The following is a 21,820-nucleotide window of genomic DNA, read 5'->3' as shown; positions in this document are numbered from 1 at the left end:
CATGAGCGGGATTGATCCGAAACGTTTCGGCAAGGTGGCGGTGTTGTTCGGCGGCGAGTCCTCGGAGCGCGAGGTGTCGCTCACGTCGGGCAAGCTCGTGCTGCAGGGCCTGCGCGATGCGGGCATCGACGCGCACCCGTTCGATCCGGCCGAGCGCCCGCTGGCGGCGCTGAAGGATGAAGGGTTCGTGCGCGCGTTCAACGCGCTGCATGGCGGCTACGGCGAGAACGGCCAGATCCAGGGCGCGCTCGATTTCTACGGCATTCGTTACACGGGCAGCGGCGTGCTCGGGTCGGCGCTCGGCCTCGACAAGTTCCGCACGAAGCTCGTGTGGCAGCAGACGGGCGTGCCGACGCCGCCGTTCGAGACGGTGCTGCGCGGCGACGACCTCGCGGCGCGCGCGACCGACATCGTCGCGAAGCTCGGCCTGCCGCTGTTCGTGAAGCCGGCGAGCGAGGGCTCGAGCGTGGCGGTGCTGAAGGTGAAGACGGCCGACGCGCTGCCGGCGGCGCTCGCGGAAGCCGCGAAGCATGACCCGATCGTGATCGTCGAGAAGAGCATCGAGGGCGGCGGCGAATACACCGCCTGCATCGCCGGCGATCTCGACCTGCCGGTGATCAAGATCGTGCCGGCCGGCGAGTTCTACGACTATCACGCGAAGTACGTCGCCGACGACACGCAATACCTGATTCCGTGCGGGCTGCCCGCCGACAAGGAAGCGGAGCTCAAGCGCATCGCGCGCCGTGCATTCGACGTGCTCGGCTGCACCGACTGGGGCCGCGCGGATTTCATGCTCGACGCCGACGGCAACGCGTACTTCCTGGAAGTGAACACCGCGCCGGGCATGACCGACCACTCGCTGCCGCCGAAGGCCGCGCGCGCGGTCGGCATCAGCTATTCGGAGCTGGTCGTGAAGGTGCTGTCGCTCACGCTCAACGACTGACGCAGGAACGGAACGACGTATGTGGAACAACGTTCGCCAACTCAACCTTGCCGCCAGCGCGCTGTACGCGCTGTTGCTGCTCGTGTTGGCGGCGGCCGGTTGCTACTGGCTGATCCAGCGCCCGACGTTCGCGCTGCGGGAAATCCGGATCGACGGCGACACCGAGCACATCAATTCACCGACGGTGCGCGCGGGCGTGGTCGGCCGGCTGAAGGGCAATTTCTTCACGGTCGATCTCGACGCGGCACGCGCCGCGTTCGAGCAGATGCCCTGGGTGCGCCACGCGAGCGTGCGCCGGGTGTGGCCGAATGCGCTGGCTGTCACGCTCGAGGAGTACAAACCGCTCGGGACCTGGGGCAGCGACCAGCTCGTGAGTGTCGACGGCGAGCTGTTCACCGCGAACCAGGGCGAGCTGGAGCAGGAACTGCCGGCGTTCGACGGCCCGGAGGGCAGTGCGAAGGAAGTCGTCACGCGGTATCGCGACTTCGGGAAATGGTTTGCGCCGCTGAAGGCGGCGCCGGAAGAAGTGACGCTGTCGGCGCGGTACGCGTGGACGGTGAAGCTGTCGAACGGCATGCAGGTCGAGCTGGGCAAGGAACGCAACAGCGAGTCGCTGCATGACCGGAGCCAGCGCCTGGTCGCCGCATGGCCGGCCGTCACGGAGCGCTGGGGCAACGACATCGAGTACGCGGACCTGCGTTATCCGAACGGATTCGCGATTCGCGCGGCAGGCATGCGGTTCCTGACCGATACCGACAAGCGCAAGAAGTAACGAGAGATCACACGCAAGAGCACTTTATGAGCAAAGACTACAAGGATCTGCTGGTTTCCCTCGACATCGGCACGTCGAAGGTGGTGGCCATCGTCGCCGAGCTGAAGGGCGAAGGCCACTACGAGGTGATCGGTCTCGGCCAGAGCGAGTCGAAGGGTCTGAAGAAAGGTGTGGTGGTCAACATCGAGGCCACCGTGCAGTCGATCCAGCGCGCGCTCGAGGAAGCCGAGCTGATGGCCGACTGCAAGATCACCAACGTGTTCACGGGGATCGCGGGCAGCCACATCCGCAGCTTCAACTCGAGCGGGATGGTCGCGATCAAGGACAAGGAAGTCACGCAGACCGACGTTGCGCGCGTGATCGAGACCGCGAAGGCGATCAACATCCCGACCGACCAGCAGGTGCTGCACATCCTCACGCAGGAATTCATCATCGACGGCCAGGAAGACGTGCGCGAGCCGATCGGCATGAGCGGCATCCGGCTGGAAGTGAAGGTGCACATCGTGACGGGCGCGGTGAGTGCCGCGCAGAACATCGTCAAGTGCGTGCGCCGTTGCGGGCTCGAAGTGAACGACCTGATCCTGCAGCCGCTCGCGTCGTCGCTGGCCGTGCTGACGGAAGACGAGAAGGATCTCGGCGTGGTGCTGGTCGACATCGGCGGCGGCACGACGGACATCGCGATCTTCGCCGAAGGCGCGATCCGTCACACCGCGGTGATTCCGATCGCCGGCGACCAGATCACGAGCGACATCGCGATGGCGCTGCGCACGCCGACGCCGGATGCGGAAGACATCAAGGTCGGCTACGGCATTGCCAAGCAGGCGCTCGCCGATCCGGACGAAATGGTGGAAGTGCCGGGCCTCGGCGAACGCGGTCCGCGCACGCTGTCGCGCCAGGCGCTCGCAGCCGTGATCGAGCCGCGTGTCGAGGAACTGTTCTCGCTCGTGCAGCAGGTCGTGCGCGAATCGGGTTACGAAGAACTGCTGAGCTCCGGCGTGGTCATTACCGGCGGGGCGTCGATGATGCCCGGCATGGTCGAGCTCGGCGAAGACATTTTCCTGAAACCGGTGCGCATCGGCGCGCCGGAATATGCAGGCGGCCTCTCCGACGTCGTGCGCAATCCGCGCTACTCGACGGCGATGGGGCTGCTCGTCGAAGGCAGTGCTCAGCGCATGCGCGGCCGCAAGGTCGCCGTGCAGTCCGGCAACGCGGGGCAGGTGTTCTCGCGGATGAAGGAATGGTTCCTGAGCAACTTCTGACGAACCGAATCGAAATTCGCGCCGGTGCCGGCGGCTGGCGCGCGACAGGGGGTTGCCCGATCTCCTGCCGAATAACGGCCGAGTAGCAGTATTTCTCTTGACGGAGGCAACAATGGAATTCGAAATGCTGGAAACCGAAACCAACGGCACCATCATCAAGGTGGTCGGCGTTGGCGGCGCTGGCGGCAATGCCGTCCAGCACATGATCAACCGCGGTGTGCAGGGCGTCGACTTCATCGTGATGAACACGGATGCGCAGGCGCTGTCGCGTTCGCGTGCATCGTCGGTGATCCAGCTCGGCAACACGGGTCTGGGCGCTGGCGCGAAGCCGGAAATGGGCCGTGCGGCAGCGGAAGAAGCGCGTGAGCGCATCGCCGACGCACTGCGCGGCGCGCACATGGTGTTCATCACGGCCGGCATGGGTGGTGGCACGGGCACGGGCGCGGCACCGGTGGTTGCGCAGATCGCGAAGGAGATGGGCATCCTGACGGTGGGTGTCGTCAGCAAGCCGTTCGAGTTCGAAGGCGGCAAGCGCATGCGCGTCGCTGAAGCCGGTTCGCAGCAACTGGAGGATCACGTCGACTCGCTGATCGTCGTTCTGAACGACAAGCTGTTCGACGTGATGGGCGACGACGCCGAGATGGACAAGTGCTTCCAGTGCGCGGACGACGTGTTGAACAACGCGGTTGCAGGCATTGCTGAAATCATCAATGTCGATGGCCTCGTGAACGTCGACTTCGAAGACGTGAAGACGGTGATGGGCGAGCAGGGCAAGGCGATGATGGGCACGGCGACGGTCGCCGGCGTCGATCGCGCACGCCTCGCGGCGGAACAGGCCGTGGCGAGCCCGCTGCTCGAAGGCGTCGATCTGTCGGGCGCGCGCGGCGTGCTGGTCAACATCACGTCGAGCCGTTCGCTGCGCCTGTCGGAAACGCGCGAAGTGATGAACACGATCAAGAGCTACGCGGCGGAAGACGCGACGGTGATCTTCGGTGCGGTGTACGACGATGCGATGGGCGATGCACTGCGCGTGACGGTCGTGGCAACGGGTCTGGGCCGTGCGGCGAAGAAGCAGCAATCGGCACCGATGACGCTGCTGCGCACGGGTACGGACAACCAGCCGGTCAGCGCGGTTTCGCACGGCTACGCTCCGACGCATCACGTCAGCACGGCCGACTACGGCGCGCTCGATACGCCGGCGGTGTGGCGCAATTCGCGCGAAACCGCGGCATCGCACGTGCAGGCGCTGCAGGAGAAGGGTGTCGACACGTACGACATCCCGGCTTTCCTGCGCAAGCAGGCTGACTGACGCAAACACAGGCGAAGCCGCGGCGAAACTGCCGCGGTATCGCCGGCGTGACGGATGCTACGGACCACGACAGGCCGCGTCGATTGCGACGCCGGGCCGGGAAAGGTGCCCTCTCCGCGCAAGCGGGGCGGGATGGGCCGTGCTGTCCGCAACACGCTGAAAAACCGTATCGCTATGAGGGACCAGCCATGATTCAAGTGGGCGACGCGCTGCCCGACGCGCAATTGTTCGAGTACATCGACGACGCGCGCGAAGGGTGCACGCTGGGGCCGAACGCCTACAGCGTGCGCGACCAGGTTGCGGGAAAGCGGGTGGTGATCTTTGGATTGCCGGGCGCTTTCACGCCGACCTGCTCGGCGCAGCATGTGCCGGGCTACGTCGAACACGCCGAGCAACTGCGCGCGGCGGGTATCGACGAGATCTGGTGCGTGTCCGTCAACGACGCATTCGTGATGGGCGCATGGGGACGTGATCTGCACACCGCGGGCAAGGTGCGCATGATGGCGGACGGCAGCGCGGCTTTCACTCATGCGCTGGGGCTGACGCAGGATTTGTCCGCGCGTGGCATGGGAATTCGTTCCCTGCGCTACGCGATGGTGATTGACGGCGGTGTGGTCAAGACGCTGGCCGTCGAGGCGCCGGGCAAATTCGAAGTGAGCGATGCGGCGAGTGTTCTCGCGACGTTGACGTCCTGATCGTGCGGTGCGCCGTTGCCTGCCGGCAACGCTGCTCACCGGCCTCAGGGCAGTTGTAACACGGGCTGATGACCGGAAACGCCTCCGTTCCGGGCATCGGCCCGTCCCGTATCGGCGCGGGTAAACAGCCGAAACAGATTGATACGCAGTTTCAAACTACGCTGAATAGGGAATTACGCTATAATCTCCCCTATCGAATATAACTCCTGATTGATATCTTCAATCACGACGAAGAACATCATGCTGAAGCAGCGCACCATCAAATCCATCGTGAAGACCGTGGGTATCGGTGTCCACTCGGGCCGCAAGATCGAGCTGACGCTCCGTCCCGCCGCGCCGGGCACGGGCATCGTGTTCTCCCGCGTCGACCTTCCCACGCCCGTCGACATTCCCGCCGCGGCGACGTCGATCGGCGATACGCGGCTCGCGTCGGTGCTGCAGAAGGATGGCGTGCGCGTGTCGACGGTCGAGCACCTGATGTCGGCGTGTGCCGGCCTCGGCATCGACAACCTCTATGTCGATGTGACGGCCGAGGAAATCCCGATCATGGACGGCAGCGCGGCGACCTTCGTGTTCCTGATCCAGTCCGCCGGGATCGAGGAGCAGAACGCGCCGAAGCGCTTCGTCAAGGTGAAGAAGACGGTCGAAATCCGCGACGGCGACAAGTTCGCGCGTCTCGATCCGTACTTCGGTTTCAAGCTGAAATTCTCGATCGACTTCCGTCACCCGGCCGTCGACAAGACCGGCCAGGAACTCGAGGTCGATTTTGCGAATACGTCGTACGTGCGCGAGATCGCGCGTGCACGCACGTTCGGCTTCGCGCATGAGGCCGAGATGCTGCGCGAGATGGGTCTCGCCCGCGGCGGCAGCATGGAAAACGCGATCGTGCTCGACGAGTACCGCATCCTGAACAACGACGGGCTGCGCTACGACGACGAGTTCGTGAAGCACAAGATGCTCGACGCGATCGGCGACCTGTACGTGATCGGCCATCCGCTGCTCGCGTCGTACACGGCGTACAAGTCGGGCCACGGGCTGAACAACGCGCTGCTGCGCGAACTGCTCGCGAACGAAGATGCGTACGAGATCGTCACGTTCGACGATCCGCAAGCCGCGCCGAAGGGCTTCGCGTTCGACATGCAGACGGCCTTCGCCTGACCTGCGTTCGGCACAAGCAATAAAAAAGCAGCCTTCGGGCTGCTTTTTTTTATTGGCCGGGCGCTGGCGCTGCCGGCGGCGCGCATCGTAACGCCGTCAGCGCGGCTTGGCGCCATGCCGGGCCGCCATCCGCGCGAGCGCGTCCTGCAGCGGTGACGGTTCGAGATGATCTGCCAGGTCGCGCAACGCGGCCGCGCCGACTGACGTCATCCGCGCCTGCTTCACGTGCGGCGGCTCCGGCGCATCCTTCGGGCGCACGCGTACGCGCAGCGTCGAGACCGGCCAGCCGCGCTTTTGCAGATCGCCGAGCAGCCGCGGCTCGACCTGCCGCAGCCGCGCGGCCAGCGCGTTGTGCGCGGCAAAGAGGGTCAGGGTCCCGTCCTTCACGAAGCCGGGCTCGATGTGGTTTGCCAGGTAGTCGGGCAGGAGTGCGGCGAGATCGCGCTGCAGCGACGCGATCTGCTCGACGCCGGCGCGCAGCGCCGCGAACGCGTCGGTGCGGCCGAGCACTTCCGACACGGGTTGCGGGCGATACGGGGCGAGCGGGCCGAAACGCTTGGAAAATCGGTTCATCGAGACATTCTTCGGGCGCGCACGCGCGCGGACGTTGACGCCGATTGTACCCGCGCGGGCCCGTGCACGGGCGGCTTTCGCCCCGTTGGCCCGGCCGTCGGCGCGCAGTGCCCGTCCGCCCGAGACACGGGCGCACGCTTCCCCGCGTGCTAAAATTCCTCGTTTGAGTCCACTAATTCGCTAAGCCGCCGAGGCTCGGGCGTCGGGGCGCGCAATACGCGCCGGGCGCCGGTGCTGCGACGCAGGATCCGATCCGATGACAACCGGTTTTCTCCAGAAAATTTTTGGCAGCCGCAACCAGCGGCTCGTCAAGCAATACCAAAAGACCGTCACGACGATCAATGCGCTCGAAACGCAGATCGAGAAGCTGACGGACGACCAGTTGCGCGGCAAGACGGACGAATTCCGCCAGCGAGTCGCGGCCGGCGAGTCGCTCGACAAGCTGCTGCCCGAGGCGTTCGCGGTTTGTCGCGAGGCCAGCCGCCGAGTGCTGAAGATGCGGCACTTCGACGTGCAGATGATCGGCGGCATGGTGCTCCACTACGGCAAGATCGCGGAAATGCGCACGGGCGAGGGCAAGACGCTCGTCGCGACGCTGCCCGTGTACCTGAACGCACTGGCGGGCCGCGGCGTGCACGTCGTGACCGTCAACGATTACCTCGCGCAGCGCGACGCCGAATGGATGGCGCGCCTCTACAACTTCCTCGGTCTGTCGGTCGGCATCAACCTGTCCGGCATGGAGCACGACCAGAAGCAGCAGGCCTACGCGGCGGACATCACGTACGGCACGAACAACGAATTCGGCTTCGACTACCTGCGCGACAACATGGTCTACGAGACCGACGCGCGCGTGCAGCGGGCATTGAACTTCGCGGTCGTCGACGAAGTGGACTCGATCCTGATCGACGAGGCGCGTACGCCGCTGATCATTTCGGGTCAGGCCGAGGATCACACCGAGCTGTACGTGCGGATGAACGCACTGCCGCCGCTGCTCGAGCGCCAGATCGGTGAAGAGAAGGCCGACGGCACGGGCGTCGAGAAGCCGGGCGACTACACGCTCGACGAGAAGGCCCGCCAGGTGTTCCTGACGGAATCGGGCCACGAGAAGGCCGAGCGCTTGCTCGCCGAATGGGGCCTGATCGGTGAGGGCGAGAGCCTGTACGCGCCGCAGAACATCACGCTGATGCACCACGTGTACGCGGCGCTGCGCGCACACACGCTGTTCCACAAGGATCAGCACTACGTCGTGCAGAGCGGCGAAGTGGTCATCGTCGACGAATTCACCGGCCGCCTGATGGCCGGCCGCCGCTGGTCCGACGGCCTGCACCAGGCCGTCGAGGCGAAGGAACACGTGAAGATCCAGAGCGAGAACCAGACGCTCGCATCGATCACGTTCCAGAACTACTTCCGGATGTACGCGAAGCTGGCCGGCATGACCGGTACCGCCGACACCGAAGCGTACGAATTCAACGAGATCTACGGTCTCGAGACGGTCGTGATCCCGACCAACCGCCCGCCGAAGCGGATCGACAAGCAGGACCAGATCTACAAGACGGCCAAGGAGCGCTATGACGCGGTGATCCGCGACATCCGCGAATGCTATGAGCGCGGTCAGCCGGTGCTGGTCGGCACGACGTCGATCGAGAACTCCGAGCTGCTGTCGCACCTGCTGAAGCAGGCCGGGCTGCCGCACGAGGTGCTGAACGCGAAGCAGCACGAGCGCGAAGCCGCGATCGTCGCGGAAGCCGGCCGTCCGAAGCGCGTCACGATCGCAACCAACATGGCCGGCCGCGGTACCGACATCGTGCTCGGCGGCAATGCCGAGAAGCAGGCCGCGTTCATCGAGGCCGACGAAGCCATCCCGGCCGACGAGAAGGCGCGCCGCATCCAGCAACTGCACGACGAGTGGGAAACGCTGCACGAGCAGGTGAAGGCCGCGGGTGGCCTGCACATCATCGGCACCGAGCGTCACGAATCGCGCCGGATCGACAACCAGCTGCGCGGCCGTGCGGGCCGCCAGGGCGATCCGGGCTCGTCGCGCTTCTACCTGTCGCTCGACGATCCGCTGCTGCGCATCTTCGCGGGCGACCGCGTGCGTTCGATCATGGACCGCCTGAAGATGCCGGAAGGCGAGGCGATCGAGGCCGGCATCGTCACGCGCTCGATCGAGTCCGCGCAGCGCAAGGTCGAGGCGCGCAACTTCGACATCCGCAAGCAGCTGCTCGAATACGACGACGTGTCGAACGACCAGCGCAAGGTGATCTACCAGCAGCGTAACGAGCTGCTCGAAGCGCACGACATCACCGAGACGATCACCGCGATGCGTCATGGCGTGGTGACCGAAGTCGTCCGCCAGTTCGTGCCGGAAGGCAGCATCGAAGAGCAGTGGGACGTGCCCGAGCTCGAGGAAGCGCTGCGCAACGACTGGCAGCTCGACCTCGCGATCCAGGAAATGGTGAACGAGTCGTCGTCGATCACGGCCGAGGAGATCCTCGACGCCGTGATGACGGCCGCCGACGAGCAGTACGAGGCGAAAGTCGCGATGGTCGGCCGCGAATCGTTCAGCGCGTTCGAGCGCTCGGTGATGCTGCAGACGGTCGACCGCCTGTGGCGCGAGCACCTCGCGGCGCTCGACCACCTGCGCCAGGGCATCCACCTGCGCGGCTATGCGCAGAAGAACCCGAAGCAGGAATACAAGCGTGAAGCGTTCGAGCTGTTCGCCGCGATGCTCGAGGCGATCAAGCAGGAAGTCACGCGCGTCGTGATGAACGTGCAGATCCAGTCGCCGGAGCAGCTCGAGCAAGCCGCCGAGCAGATCGAGGAGCGCAGCGGTCATCTCGAGAACGTCGAGTACCAGCACGCCGATTACGCGGAAGCCGGTGCGCCGGTGGCGAACGTCACCGCTGCCGCGGCGGCCACGGCGACGGCCGAGATGGTCGGCAGCGCGATGACGCACAGCGGCCCCGGCGGCGAAATGCCGAAGGTCGGCCGCAACGACCCGTGCCCGTGCGGCAGCGGCAAGAAGTACAAGCAATGTCACGGGAAGCTGTCATGATCGACGGCGGCGCGCATCACGCGTGCCGCTTCGTTCGCAGCTTCGAGTGAGTGATGTGAGTTGCGGCGGCCCGCGCGTGCGGCCGCCGGTTCTTCCAATCGATGCCGGCGCATGCCGGCATTTTCCATCCGGCAGGTGTGCCCCATGGCTGTCAATTTTCCGTCGATCGATCCCGCCCAACTGCATCCCGTCGCCGGCGTCACGCTCGGCTGGGCGGAAGCGAACATCCGCAAGCCGAATCGCAAGGACGTGCTGGTCATCTCCGTCGACGAAGGTGCGACGGTCGCGGGCGTGTTCACCGAAAACCGTTTCTGCGCTGCGCCGGTCATCGTCTGCCGCGAGCACCTGGCAAAGGTGCGCGCGGGCGGCGCGGGCATTCGCGCGCTCGTCGTGAATACGGGCAATGCGAACGCAGGCACCGGCGAGCCGGGCCTCGTGAACGCGCGCGAAACCTGCACGGAACTCGCGCGCCTCGCGGGCATCGAGCCGGCGCAGGTGCTGCCGTTCTCGACCGGCGTGATCCTCGAGCCGCTGCCGATCGACCGCCTGAAGGCCGGGTTGCCGGCCGCGCTCGCGAACCGCAAGGAAGCGAACTGGTTCGACGCCGCGCACGCGATCATGACGACCGACACGCTGCCGAAGGCCACGTCGCGCCAGGTGACGATCGACGGCCACACGGTCACGCTGACGGGCATCAGCAAGGGTGCGGGCATGATCAAGCCGAACATGGCGACGATGCTCGGCTTCCTCGCGTTCGACGCGAACGTCGCGCAGCCGGTGCTCGATACGCTCGTGAAGGAAGTGGCCGACCGCTCGTTCAACTGCATCACGATCGACGGCGATACGTCGACGAACGACTCGTTCATCCTGATCGCGTCGGGCAAGAGCACGCTGCCGGCGATCACGTCGACCGATTCGCCGGCCTATGCGGCGCTGCGCGATGCGGTGACGGAAGTCGCGCAAGTGCTGTCGCAACTGATCGTGCGCGATGGCGAAGGCGCGACGAAATTCATGACGGTGCAGGTCGAAGGCGGCAAGAGCGTCGCGGAATGCCGCCAGATCGCTTACGCGATCGGCCATTCGCCGCTCGTGAAGACGGCCTTCTACGCATCCGACCCCAACCTCGGCCGGATTCTCGCGGCGATCGGCTATGCGGGCGTCGCAGATCTCGACGTCGACAAGATCGACCTCTATCTCGACGACGTGCTCGTCGCGAAGGCGGGTGGTCGCAACCCGGCCTACCAGGAAGAGGATGGCCAGCGCGTGATGAAGCAGAGCGAAATCACGATCCGCGTGCTGCTCGGCCGCGGCGACGCGCAGGCCACCATCTGGACGTGCGACCTGTCGCACGACTACGTGAGCATCAACGCGGATTACCGCTCCTGATCGGGAGTGGTCGAACGACATGGACAAGCTTGAACAGTTTCTGATGCGCGCCGAAGCGCTGCTCGGCCGTCTCGAGGGGATGCTGCCGCCCGCGCCGGCAGCGGTCGACTGGAATGCCGCGCACGCGTTTCGCTGGCGCAAGCGCCAGGGGCGCGGCTATCTGCAGCCGGTGCCGGCCGTGTCGTCGATCACGCTCGACGATCTCCACAACATCGATCGCCAGAAAGGGCTGATCGAACAGAACACGCGGCAGTTCGTGCAGCAGAAGCCGGCCAACAACGTGCTGCTGACCGGCGCGCGCGGTACCGGCAAGTCGTCGCTGATCAAGGCGTGCCTGAACGCGTATGCGAACGACGGCCTGCGCCTGATCGAAGTCGACAAGGACGACCTGCACGATCTCGGCGACATCGTCGACCTGATCTCGCAGCGTCCCGAGCGCTTCATCGTGTTCTGCGACGACCTGTCGTTCGAGGAAGGCGAGTCGGGCTACAAGGCGCTGAAGGTTGCGCTCGACGGCTCGATCGCCGCGCAGTCGGACAACGTGCTGATCTACGCGACGTCGAACCGCCGCCATCTGCTGCCCGAGTACATGAGCGACAACGAGACGTACAAGCATCTTCCGGATGGCGAGATTCACCCCGGCGAAGTCGTCGAGGAGAAGATCTCGCTGTCGGAGCGCTTCGGCCTGTGGGTCAGCTTCTATCCGTTCAAGCAGGACGACTATCTCGACATCGTCGGGCACTGGCTGCGTCATTTCGGCTGCCCGGATGCGGAGATCGAGTTCGCACGCGGCGACGCGCTCGTGTGGGCGCTCGAGCGCGGCTCGCGGTCGGGGCGCGTTGCGTGGCAGTTTGCGCGTGACTGGTCGGGCCGCAAGGAGCAAGCATGAGCGCGGATCTCGCACAAGACGCGGTGCGCGCACCCGATGGCCGCAAGGTGACGGAAGTCGCGGTCGGCGTGATGGTGCAGCCGGACGGCCGCTACCTGCTCGCGCAGCGGCTGCAAGGCAAGCCGTATGAAGGTTACTGGGAGTTTCCGGGCGGCAAGCTGGAGGCCGGCGAAAGCGTCGAGGACGCGCTTGCGCGCGAACTGCACGAAGAGCTCGGCATCGAAGTCACGGCCAGCCATCGCTGGCACACGCTCGAGCACGATTATCCGCATGCTTACGTGCGGCTTTATTTCTGCAAGGTGACGGGCTGGACGGGCGAGCCGCACAGCAAGGAAGGGCAGGCGTTCGTATGGCAGCAACTGCCGGTCGAGGTCGCGCCGTTGCTGCCGGCTGCGCTGCCGGTGCTCGAACTGCTCGAGAAGGAAGCGGCGTCGAACTGACGCCGTGATGGCCTGCCGGAAAGGCGGGCCATATCACTCGCGGGCGGTGCCGCGCACCGCTCAGCTGTCGCGGCGGCCGTCCGTGCCGTCTTCTTCCGACGAGGGGCCCTCGTCGGAAGAACCACCGATCCGGTACTTTTCCGCGGCCCAAGCGCCGAGGTCGAGCTGCTTGCAGCGGGCCGAGCAGAACGGGCGGAACTGATTTTCGGGTGTCCAGCGCACTTCGGCGCCGCACGACGGGCATTTCACAACGGTAGTCATACGAAAGCGATCCGGCACGCGGCCGTTACAGATTGCACAGTGTCAGATGGAACGGCACGTCGATGTCCACCGCGCGCGGCCGCACATCGCCGTCCTGCATGGTGAACCGTACCCACAGCATGTATTTGTTGGCGCTCGCTTCGGGAATGACGCGCAGCTCCGGCGCTACACGCACCTGCATCAACTGGTAGGTGCGGCCGGACAGCATCTGCTGGTAGCTGCCCTGCATCGCCATGACCTTCGACGCCTGGCCCGATTCGCGCGCGAGCCGCAGCACGATCGTCACGGCGTCGCGCAGCGGCAGCATCGGCAGGATCCACTTCGCGATGTCCTGGCGCCGCTGCTCGGCGGGCCATTGCTGCCACGCATAGTACGACGGCAGGTCGAACTTGCACGTGCCGCCGGGAATCACTGCGCGGCTGCGGATGCTGGCGAGCCACTCGTTGTCGACGAGGTGCTGCCCGGTCTTGCCCTGCATCTGCGCGAGATTCGCGAGCGTCTGCTCGATTTCGCCGAGCACGGCTTCGAGCGCGTTCTGCTCGATGCCCGGATTGCCGCGAAAGGGGGCGAGCGTCTGGCGCTGACGTTCGAGCTCTTTCATCAGATCCGATTTCAGATCCGCGCGGCCCGTTACCTCGGCGATTTCGAACAGCGTCGTCAGCGCGACGTGGTGTTCACGCGGGTCCTCCTGAGCCAAAAAGAACGCGAAGCGCTCGAAGAGATCTTCGAGGCGCAACAGCGTGCGAATTCGCTCGTTGAACGGATACTCGTAAAGAATCAAGCGCGCTCGCCTCTTGGGTAGGAATTGAAACAATGCAGGACATTCTAATGCTCACTCTCTACCCTAGCAACGCGCCAATTTCGTACACCATCACGATTGCGCGCGATGCTCAGCGCGCGGCGGCTGCCAACCCGAGATAACGTTGGTGCAGTGTATCGACCTGCGCGGCGAGCGCGTCGGGCGTCGTCGCATCGTTGACGATCACGTCGTCGGCCGCCGCGAGACGGGCTTCACGCGTTGCCTGTTTCGCGATGATCGCTTCGACCTGCTCGCGCGTGAAGCCGTTGCGCTGCATCACGCGTGCGATCTGCGTTTCGACCGGGCAATCGACGACGAGTACGCGATCGCTGCGCGTCTTCCAGTTGCCTGACTCGACGAGCAGCGGCACGACGAACATCACGTACGGGCCCTGCGCGTCGCGCGCTTCGCGATCGGTCTCCGCGCGGATCAGCGGGTGCGTGATCGCTTCGAGGCGCCGGCGCGCGGCGTCGTCGCCGAAGATCAGTGCGCGCATTTTCGCGCGATCGAGCGCGCCGTCGGCGGCAACGAAGCCGCGGCCGAAAGCCTGTTCGATCGCGGGCATCGCGAGGCCGCCCGGTGCGGTAATGCGATGGGCGATCAGATCGGTATCGACCAGCGACGCGCCGCGGGCGCCGAACAGGTCGGCGACGGTCGTCTTGCCGCTGCCGATGCCGCCGGTGAGTCCAATTGCGAACATGTCAGCCTCCGAGCGCCGAATAGAAAGGGGTGCCGAAAAACAGCGTCGCGACGCCGCCTGCCGCGAGGAACGGGCCGAACGGAATCGGCTCCTCGAAGCGCATGCGGCCGCGCCAGGTCGCAACGAGCCCGACGATCGCGCCCGTCACCGCGGCGAACAGCACGACCTGCGGCAGCGCAGCCCAGCCCATCCATGCACCGAGCGCGGCGAGCAGCTTCAGGTCGCCGAACCCGATCCCCTCGATGCCGCGCAGCCATTTGAACAGCCAGTAGATCGACCACAGGAACAGGTAGCCGGCCATGGCCCCGATCACGGCCGAACGCAGCGACGTGAACGTGCCGCCGAGGTTCAGCATGAGCCCGGCCCAGAGGAGCGGCAGCGTCATCGAGTCGGGCAGGTAGCCGGTCCGGATATCGATTGCACTCATCGCGAGCAGCGCGGCACACAGCGCGAACGCGGCAAGCGCGGCGACGGTCGGGCCGAATGCCGCGAGGGAGCCGGCGGCGAGCAGTGCGCACGCGAGCTCGACGAGCGGATAACGGATGCCGATCGCGTGACCGCAGCGACGGCAACGCCCGCGCAGCATCAGGTAGCTGACGAGCGGGATGTTTTCCCATGCGCGCAGTACATGGCCGCAATGCGGGCACGCGCTGCGCGGGCGCCACAGATTGTAGTGCGGCGGGTAGCCGTCGTCGGGCGGGGCGCTCGCATTGCCGGTCGCTTCATCGATCTCGGCTTGCCATGCGCGCTGCATCATCACGGGCAGCCGGTGCACGACCACGTTCAGGAAACTGCCGATGCAGAGGCCGATGACGGCCGCGAACGCATACTGCAACGCAGGCGGCAGCATTGCCAGCGCGAGCAGCGTACTCTCGGGCGAATCGGTAACGGCGTACAGGGGCGCTGGCGTCATGAGGCTCAAGGTTCGGACAAAAAGGCGACAGAATCGGTTGCGATGCTACACCACGTTGCCGAGCTGGAGGATGGGCAGGTACATCGCGATCACGAGGCCGCCGACGAGTGCGCCCAGCACGATCACGATCAGCGGTTCGCCGAGCGCGGCAAGTGCATCGAGACGCGCGTCGAGCTGGCGTTCGCACAGCGCGGCGATGTCGGCGAGCATCGTGTCGAGCGCACCGGTTTCCTCGGCGACGGCGATCGGTTGCACGACGTCGTCCGGAAAGCAGCCGGCCGACTGCATTGCATCCGCGAGACGCGCGCCGCGCAGCACGCGAGCCGCGATGTGCGCGGTGGCGCGCTCGAACACCGGATGGCCGGCCGTGCGCTCGAGCGTGGCGAAGGTGTCGGCGAGCGGTACGCCGGCGCCGAGCAGCGTCGCCAGCGAGCGGCACCAGCGTGCGGCTGCGTACCGGCTGAGCGCACTACCCGCGAGCGGCGCGTGCAGCAGGTGCCGCGCGACCGCGTGGCGCAGCGGTGTCGACCGCCGCAGCGCGTAATGTGCGGCCAGCCCGGCTGCCGCCGTACCGGCAACGAGCACACCGCCCCACGCAGACAGCGCGGAGGACAGCGCGAGCAGCGCACGGGTCGGCGCCGGTAGCGCGGCGCCAAAACCGTCGAAGAGCTGCCGGAACGTCGGCACGACCCATACCATCAACGCGGCCGAGATCGCGACTGCGAACAGGATGACGGCCATCGGATAGGCGAGCGCGGCCCGCAGCTTGCGCCACTGTGCGTCGGCGCGCTCGCGGTGTTCCGCGACCCGTGTCAGCACGACGCCGAGCGAGCCGGACGCTTCGCCGACCTCGATCAACTGGCGATACAGCGTGCCGAACTGCGATGGATAGCGTGCGAGCGCATCGGCGAAACGCCGGCCGGCGAGGATCTCGCGGGCGAGACCCGCGGCGATGCGCGGCAGTCCGTCGCGCGGCCGCGTACGCGCGAGCATCTCGAGCGACGGCGCCAGCGGCAACCCGGCCTGCAGCAGGCTCGCGAGCTGGCGCGTGAAGCGTGTGACGTCCCGCGCGCCGGCCGTTGGCGGCCGGGCTGGCCCGCGGACGTCGAGCGACAGCACGGCGATGCCGTCGCGTGCGAGCGCGGCGCGCGCCGCTTCGGTGTCGAACGCGATGACGATCCCGCCGCGTGGCGTGCCGTCGCGACGGCGGCCGCGCCACGCGAAGCGGGTTTCGCGCGGCGGTGTGCGCATGCTCATGCCGCAGGTGTCGCGGCGAAGGCTTCGGCGATGCTCGTCGTGCCGTCGTGGACGCGCGCGAGTGCCGCATCGCGCAGACTGCGCACGCCTTCGGCTGCCGCGCATTGCGCGAGTTCGCCGACGCTCGCCCTTGCGACGATGCGCTCCGCCAGCCCGGGCGACACCGGCATCGTCTGATGCAGGCCGACACGGCCGCGATAGCCGATCCCGTGACAGGTCGAACAGCCGCGCGCGACGAACGGCCGCCATCCGGCTGCGAGGGCAGCCGGGTCGCAGCCGGCCTCCCGCAGGACGGGCACCGGTGCGTCCGAGTGCACGCGGCAGGCGGCGCACAGCCGCCGGACGAGGCGCTGCGCGGTGACGAGGTGCAGCGCAGCCGCGAGGTTGTATGGTGCGACGCCGATGTCGAGCAGCCGCGCGACGGCGGCCGGCGCGTCGTTCGTGTGCAGCGTCGACAGCACCAGATGGCCGGTCTGCGCGGCCTTGATCGCGACGTCGGCCGTCTCCGCATCGCGAATCTCGCCGACCATGATGATGTCCGGATCTTGCCGCAGCAGCGCGCGCAGTGCAGTCGCGAACGTGAGCCCCGCCTTTTCGGCGACACCAACCTGGCTGATGCCGTCGAGCTGGATCTCGGCGGGATCCTCGACCGTGCAGACGTTGTGCGCGTCGCGATCGAGCATCTGCAGCGCGCAGTAGAGCGACAGTGTCTTGCCGCTGCCGGTCGGGCCCGTGACGAGCACGAGGCCATGCGGCGCACGTATCGCGGCCTCCATCGCGGCCGCCTGCTGCGCGTCGAAGCCGAGGCGGGCGAGCGTGAGGTCGGGCGGCAGCGTTTCGAGGCGCCGCAGCACAAGCTTTTCACCGAACAACGTGGGCAGCGAACTGACCCGGAAGTCGCCGCGCGTACCGCCGTCGATCGCGATGCGCAGCCTGCCGTCCTGCGGGAGCCGCCGCTCGGCGATGTCCATGCGCGCGAGCACCTTGATCCGCGTGACGAGCGCGTCGCGCAGATGCAGCGGCGGCCGCGCATGTTCGTGCAACACGCCGTCGATGCGCAGGCGGATGCGCCAGCCGGCTTCGAACGGCTCGACGTGGATGTCGGATGCGTCGCGCACGCGTGCCGCGTGAAGCGTATCCGTCAGCAGCCGCACGGCCGGCGCATCGTCGAGCTGGGCCGCGTCGAGTGCGCGCGGTGCGGCGGCGGGCGACGCATCAGAGTGGGTGGGCGGCGGCTTGCGCAGCGGCGCCCCGGGAGGAGGGAAAAGCATGTGAGCCGGCACGCTGGCCGCCTGTTGACCGTGACCAGCAGATGGTCGCGCGTCTCGGGCGGCGCCGGCAGTCGGCCGTTCGGCTAGCGCGCGTTAGTGCGTGTGGTGCGCGAGCTGCGCGGCTTGAAGAGCTTGACCGTGCGCACGGCCTGGTCGTCGCTGCGCATCACCTCGAGCATCACGTCACCGATTTTCAGGCACACGTCGTCTTCCGGAATTTCCTCGAGGATTTCGAGAACGAGTCCGTTCAGCGTCTTCGGCCCGTCGGTCGGCAGCTTCAGGTGCAGCCAGCGGTTCAGTTCGCGCAGCGGCATGCTCGCCGAGACGATGCATTCGCCGTTCTCGTCCCAGCCGCCCTTGCGTTCGCTGCGCGGCATCGACGTCGTGAATTCGCCGATCAGCTCCTCGATGATGTCTTCGGGCGTGACGAGCCCTTCGAGCTCGCCGTACTCGTTGACGACGAGCGCGGTCCGCTGCCGCGTTTCCTGGAAAAACTGGAGCTGCTGAACCACCGGCGTGCCCGACGGCACGTAGTACGGTTCGGCGAGCAGCGTGCGCAGCGTCTCGCGGTCGAACTCCTGGTTGTGCAGCGCGGTCAGCGTCTTGCGGACGTGCAGCACGCCGAGCACCCGGTCGATGTCGCCTTCATAGACGACGAGCCGGTTGTGATAGCAGGTTTCGAGCTGGTGCAGGACGTCGTCGAGCGGCGCGTAGAAGTTGAGCGACTCGATCTGGCGGCGCGGCACCATCACGTCGTCGACCGTGATGTTCTCGAGGTCGAACAGGTTGAGCAGGATGCTGCGGTGCTTGGTCGGCATGAAGCTGCTTGACTCGAGCACGATCGCGCGCAGCTCGTCGGCCGACATGCGCTGGTCGCGCCCCTTCTTCGTGTTGATGCGCAGCACCCACAGCACGCCGTTCGCGAGCGCGTTGACGAACCAGACGACCGGCTTGAACACGCGCATCAGCGGCGCGATCACGAGGCTCGCGGGCAGTGCGATGCGTTCGGGGAACGTCGCACCGACGATCTTCGGTGCGATTTCCGCGAACACGATGATCAGGAACGCGACGATGCCGGTCGCGATCGACAGCGCGAGGTTGTTGCGGCCGAACGTATGCAGCGCGAGCGACGTCGTCAGGACCGGGATGATCGTGTTGAACAGGTTGTTGCCGATCAGGATCACGCTGAGCAGCAGGTCAGTGCGCGTGAGCAGCCCCTGCGTGGTCTTCGCGCCGAGCGCGCCCTGGGTGGCGAGATGCTTCAGCCGATGGCGGTTGAGCGCCATCATCGCGGTCTCGGAAATCGAAAAGAAGCTGGAACAGAGGAGAAGCAGGAAGACGGCGCCGATTTGCGCCCATAAGGGAATTTGGTCCACGCGTTGGAAGGGCAGTGAAGGACAGGAATGGAGGGAATATAGCAGAGGCCGGCGACCGTGATGTGTCGGGCGGGGCCACGCGCTCAGCAACTCTAGTCAATTCTCGGCAATTTGTAAAAATCTTCGATAACCTTTCACATCTATCAAGCGGTGGGCGCAAGCTTTGCGTTTCATGAAGCGGGCGTACAGTCGTGCGGCGCCTGCTGACAATTGACGAGACACGTGTATGCCTATGACGGAGCAGGTTGTCTGGAGCGGGGCGAGTCGGACTTCGATACCCTGGCTTATCGACGGGACGAGCGCGGTCAGGTGACATCGGCTGTCGGCCTGCATCAGCCGGCCGAGCATTATCAATACAGCGCGGCGATGAATCTCGCGGCCCACGGCAGGCAATCGCCAATCGATACGCATCGATATTCGCGAGGCGGTTTGCCGGAGCAGGCAGGTCATCCGCGGTACAAGTGCGATGCCAAACATCAAGATACTGCAATGAATCCGACGGAATCCGACGTTTTGACCGCCATCCGAGGTGGGTGGCTCGCGAGTGTATTGCGTGGCGAGGCGTGTGTGTTCCGCACACCGCCCGAGATCAACGACGACATGCGTCCGACCGATCATGCGGAATTGCTGGAACGCACGCTGTATCCGCTCAGCCGAACGGAAGGTGTCGATTTCGTCCAGCGTGAACTCGAGAACGCTTTGCAGGCCACATGCAATGACCCGGTGGGTGTCTTCTGTGCGATTCAGTGTTTTTACATGGCGCAGATGGACGAGCAGAGCGGCAGCTCGCCATTCCATCTGAATTGCGACCGGTTGCCGAAGCGTTTGGCGTCGGCGTTCCTCACGGAATCGGCAGGACTGCATGCGCTTGCGTTGCGGCCCAACGATCATCTATACGATCGCTCGTATCGCGTGACGCTATCCCGGATGCGCATGCTGGCAAAGGATTGCAGCATCGATTGGGGAGTTGCCTTGCCGCCACTCTGAAATTCCGGATTATCGGGCTGGCGATCGCGTCTTTTACGCTCCGCGAAGATCGGCAACGACAGGTGCGCGAAGCCTTTGATGCGTGCCGGGAATGGTCTGGCGGGTCCGAGTAACAGGTTTCGGCTCCGGAGGTGGAGCGGAAAGTCCAAGGAGGCCCGATCAATCCGGCCATACGAAGTCCGGAGCTTGAGCCGAGAGATTGCGTGAGCGCAGGATTCCGTATTGCGCGAGGCTGGATGTTTTCGCTTTGGCGTCAATCCGCTCGCGCCGGCGGCTTTGGGGATAGTCTGTTTCGTGCCAAGCACCGGCGCCATCCGGCGTTTGTCGATGTATGGAAAGCGGGCAAAAAAAATGCCCCGTCATTCGACAGGGCATTCTTTGTACAGCGTTGACTACAACATCAAGCTGAAAAGGATCGGTGTTTCGATGATCCTTGAAAATCTGGTCGGGGTGAGAGGATTCGAACCTCCGGCCTCTACGTCCCGAACGTAGCGCTCTACCAGGCTAAGCTACACCCCGATTTACTCTTCCGATTTCGCGGTTTTCTTTAAAACCGCTGCGTCATCAAGCAAGAACATAACTATAACGACGTTTCTTCAAAAAGGGAAGCCCCTGGAGAAGAAATTTTTCGAGACAGGTGATTTTCCCGTGTCGAACGTACGTCGCAGCCGGGGCGGCGACGTACGACATGCACTTACGACTGCCGCGACGTCGAGTACGAGCACAACGCGAGCAGGCTTTCCTTATAGACCGAATCGGGGAACGCGGCGATCGCCGCCGCTGCCGCCTGTGCTTCCTGGCGTGCGCATTCGAGCGTGTGATCCAGTGCGCCCGAGCGCGTGATCGCTTCGAAGATCGTGTCGAAGCGATCGGTGCCGCCCTGTTCGATCGCCTCGCGTGCCAGCGCCGACTGCTCGGGCGTGCCGCGTTCGATCAGATAGATGAGCGGCAGCGTCGGCTTGCCTTCGCGGAGGTCGTCGCCGGCATTCTTGCCCATTGCCTCGACGGTGCCCGCGTAGTCGAGCCAGTCGTCCATGATCTGGAATGCGGTACCGATCCGGCGGCCGTATTCGGCGGCGGCGGCCTCGGTCGGCGCATCGGCGCCCGCGAGCACCGCGCCCAGGCGGGCCGACGCCTCGAACAGCTTGGCCGTCTTGTAGCGGATCACCTGCATGTAGCGCGTTTCGTCGACGTCCGCGTCGTGCATGTTGAGGAGCTGCAGCACCTCGCCTTCCGAGATGATCGTCGTGGCTTCAGACAGGATCTCCATCACGCGCATCTTGCCGACGCCGACCATCATCTCGAACGAGCGCGAATAGAGGTAGTCGCCTACCAGCACGCTCGCGGCGTTGCCGAACAGCGCATTGGCGGTCTGGCGGCCGCGGCGCAGCTCGGATTCGTCGACGACGTCGTCATGCAGCAGCGTGGCCGTGTGGATGAATTCGACGACGGCGGCCAGCACGTGCCGCTGGTGCGACGTCTCGCCGAGCGCACCGGCGACGAGCAGCAGCAACGCCGGACGCAGCCGCTTGCCGCCCGCGCCGATGATGTACTCGGCGATCTGGTTGATCAGCAACACGTCGGACGCGAGGCTTTGCCGGATAACGCGATTCACCTGCTCCATGTCACTGGTGATCGGAGCGAGCAGGTGGGCGGCGCTGAGGGTGGGGGAGGCGGTGGACGACGACATGATGATGGAATTGGGTGATGCGGCGGATTATAAGGCGAATCCGAGATATCCCGGTCTGTGACACGTGCCGCAGCCGCGAATTTGGCC

20 protein-coding genes and 1 tRNA gene are annotated in these 21,820 nt (G+C 65.6%); 11 read left to right on the top strand and 10 right to left on the bottom strand.

Annotated elements, in window-relative coordinates:
• Window position 1: 1 nt before the first annotated feature.
• From G3N61_RS09565 to lpxC, 6 genes are all read left to right on the top strand, one after another.
• Window positions 2–943 carry a D-alanine--D-alanine ligase gene (locus G3N61_RS09565; protein WP_175021531.1) on the top strand — a complete coding sequence of 314 codons (942 nt, stop codon included), beginning with the start codon at window positions 2–4 and terminating at the stop codon, window positions 941–943.
• A 19-nt stretch (window positions 944–962) separates the two neighbouring features.
• The gene (locus tag G3N61_RS09560) at window positions 963–1,715 is read left to right on the top strand and encodes a cell division protein FtsQ/DivIB (RefSeq protein ID WP_011350842.1); all 753 of its coding nucleotides are present in this window, start codon (window positions 963–965) and stop codon (window positions 1,713–1,715) included.
• Window positions 1,716–1,741: 26 nt separating this feature from the next.
• A complete protein-coding gene (gene ftsA / locus G3N61_RS09555) occupies window positions 1,742–2,974 on the top strand; it encodes a cell division protein FtsA (protein ID WP_006487138.1) in 1,233 nt (410 codons plus the stop codon).
• Between the two features lie 112 nt (window positions 2,975–3,086).
• Window positions 3,087–4,283: a cell division protein FtsZ gene (ftsZ, locus tag G3N61_RS09550; RefSeq protein WP_011350843.1), complete on the top strand. Its 1,197-nt coding sequence runs from the start codon at window positions 3,087–3,089 to the stop codon at window positions 4,281–4,283.
• A gap of 188 nt (window positions 4,284–4,471) precedes the next feature.
• Window positions 4,472–4,978, top strand: a complete 507-nt coding sequence (locus tag G3N61_RS09545) for a peroxiredoxin (protein WP_011350844.1) — start codon at window positions 4,472–4,474, stop codon at window positions 4,976–4,978.
• 240 nt (window positions 4,979–5,218) lie between these two features.
• On the top strand, window positions 5,219–6,136 hold the full coding sequence (lpxC, locus tag G3N61_RS09540) for a UDP-3-O-acyl-N-acetylglucosamine deacetylase (protein ID WP_011350845.1): 918 nt from the start codon (window positions 5,219–5,221) through the stop codon (window positions 6,134–6,136).
• 96 nt (window positions 6,137–6,232) lie between these two features.
• On the opposite strand, the gene G3N61_RS09535 is transcribed toward lpxC, so the two are convergent.
• Window positions 6,233–6,709: a DUF721 domain-containing protein gene (locus tag G3N61_RS09535; RefSeq protein ID WP_043191463.1), complete on the bottom strand. Its 477-nt coding sequence runs from the start codon at window positions 6,707–6,709 to the stop codon at window positions 6,233–6,235.
• Between the two features lie 256 nt (window positions 6,710–6,965).
• On the opposite strand from G3N61_RS09535, the gene secA reads away from it, so the two are divergent.
• From secA to G3N61_RS09515, 4 genes are all read left to right on the top strand, one after another.
• Complete coding sequence (secA, locus tag G3N61_RS09530; RefSeq protein WP_205822272.1) at window positions 6,966–9,764, top strand: preprotein translocase subunit SecA; 2,799 nt, start codon at window positions 6,966–6,968, stop codon at window positions 9,762–9,764.
• 144 nt (window positions 9,765–9,908) lie between these two features.
• Window positions 9,909–11,150: a bifunctional glutamate N-acetyltransferase/amino-acid acetyltransferase ArgJ gene (gene argJ / locus G3N61_RS09525; protein ID WP_043191457.1), complete on the top strand. Its 1,242-nt coding sequence runs from the start codon at window positions 9,909–9,911 to the stop codon at window positions 11,148–11,150.
• Window positions 11,151–11,169: 19 nt separating this feature from the next.
• The gene (locus G3N61_RS09520) at window positions 11,170–12,039 is read left to right on the top strand and encodes an ATP-binding protein (protein ID WP_205822271.1); all 870 of its coding nucleotides are present in this window, start codon (window positions 11,170–11,172) and stop codon (window positions 12,037–12,039) included.
• Window positions 12,036–12,479 (top strand): NUDIX domain-containing protein, encoded by a 444-nt coding sequence (locus G3N61_RS09515; protein ID WP_205822270.1) that lies wholly within the window; start codon window positions 12,036–12,038, stop codon window positions 12,477–12,479. Before G3N61_RS09520 ends, G3N61_RS09515 begins: the two co-directional genes overlap by 4 nt.
• Window positions 12,480–12,539: 60 nt before the next feature.
• On the opposite strand, the gene G3N61_RS09510 is transcribed toward G3N61_RS09515, so the two are convergent.
• From G3N61_RS09510 to G3N61_RS09480, 7 genes are all read right to left on the bottom strand, one after another.
• Window positions 12,540–12,740 carry a DNA gyrase inhibitor YacG gene (locus G3N61_RS09510; protein WP_027788444.1) on the bottom strand — a complete coding sequence of 67 codons (201 nt, stop codon included), beginning with the start codon at window positions 12,738–12,740 and terminating at the stop codon, window positions 12,540–12,542.
• A 25-nt stretch (window positions 12,741–12,765) separates the two neighbouring features.
• Complete coding sequence (zapD, locus tag G3N61_RS09505; RefSeq protein ID WP_043191449.1) at window positions 12,766–13,521, bottom strand: cell division protein ZapD; 756 nt, start codon at window positions 13,519–13,521, stop codon at window positions 12,766–12,768.
• Between the two features lie 109 nt (window positions 13,522–13,630).
• The gene (gene coaE, locus G3N61_RS09500) at window positions 13,631–14,239 is read right to left on the bottom strand and encodes a dephospho-CoA kinase (RefSeq protein WP_205822269.1); all 609 of its coding nucleotides are present in this window, start codon (window positions 14,237–14,239) and stop codon (window positions 13,631–13,633) included.
• Window position 14,240: 1 nt separating this feature from the next.
• Window positions 14,241–15,152, bottom strand: a complete 912-nt coding sequence (locus G3N61_RS09495; RefSeq protein WP_205822268.1) for an A24 family peptidase — start codon at window positions 15,150–15,152, stop codon at window positions 14,241–14,243.
• Window positions 15,153–15,197: 45 nt separating this feature from the next.
• Window positions 15,198–16,409, bottom strand: coding sequence for a type II secretion system F family protein (locus tag G3N61_RS09490; RefSeq protein ID WP_205822267.1), 1,212 nt, complete (start codon window positions 16,407–16,409; stop codon window positions 15,198–15,200).
• Window positions 16,406–17,680 (bottom strand): ATPase, T2SS/T4P/T4SS family, encoded by a 1,275-nt coding sequence (locus G3N61_RS09485; protein WP_205822266.1) that lies wholly within the window; start codon window positions 17,678–17,680, stop codon window positions 16,406–16,408. Before G3N61_RS09485 ends, G3N61_RS09490 begins: the two co-directional genes overlap by 4 nt.
• Window positions 17,681–17,763: 83 nt before the next feature.
• Window positions 17,764–19,056, bottom strand: coding sequence for an HlyC/CorC family transporter (locus tag G3N61_RS09480; protein ID WP_179258661.1), 1,293 nt, complete (start codon window positions 19,054–19,056; stop codon window positions 17,764–17,766).
• Between the two features lie 222 nt (window positions 19,057–19,278).
• Between G3N61_RS09480 and G3N61_RS40250 the strand changes: the two genes are divergently transcribed.
• The gene (locus tag G3N61_RS40250; protein WP_205822265.1) at window positions 19,279–20,043 is read left to right on the top strand and encodes a hypothetical protein; all 765 of its coding nucleotides are present in this window, start codon (window positions 19,279–19,281) and stop codon (window positions 20,041–20,043) included.
• 442 nt (window positions 20,044–20,485) lie between these two features.
• Here the strand turns inward: G3N61_RS40250 and G3N61_RS09470 are convergent.
• Together G3N61_RS09470 and G3N61_RS09465 are read right to left on the bottom strand one after the other, a co-directional pair.
• Window positions 20,486–20,562, bottom strand: a tRNA-Pro gene (locus G3N61_RS09470).
• Window positions 20,563–20,737: 175 nt separating this feature from the next.
• Window positions 20,738–21,733: a polyprenyl synthetase family protein gene (locus G3N61_RS09465; protein WP_011350858.1), complete on the bottom strand. Its 996-nt coding sequence runs from the start codon at window positions 21,731–21,733 to the stop codon at window positions 20,738–20,740.
• Window positions 21,734–21,820: the final 87 nt, after the last annotated feature.

It is taken from the genome of Burkholderia sp. Ac-20349, from assembly GCF_017104865.1.
GTDB classification, from domain to species: domain Bacteria; phylum Pseudomonadota; class Gammaproteobacteria; order Burkholderiales; family Burkholderiaceae; genus Burkholderia; species Burkholderia aenigmatica.
The sequence above is the reverse complement of the archived record's forward strand: the minus strand, read 5'-3'. Positions and strand labels throughout refer to the sequence as shown.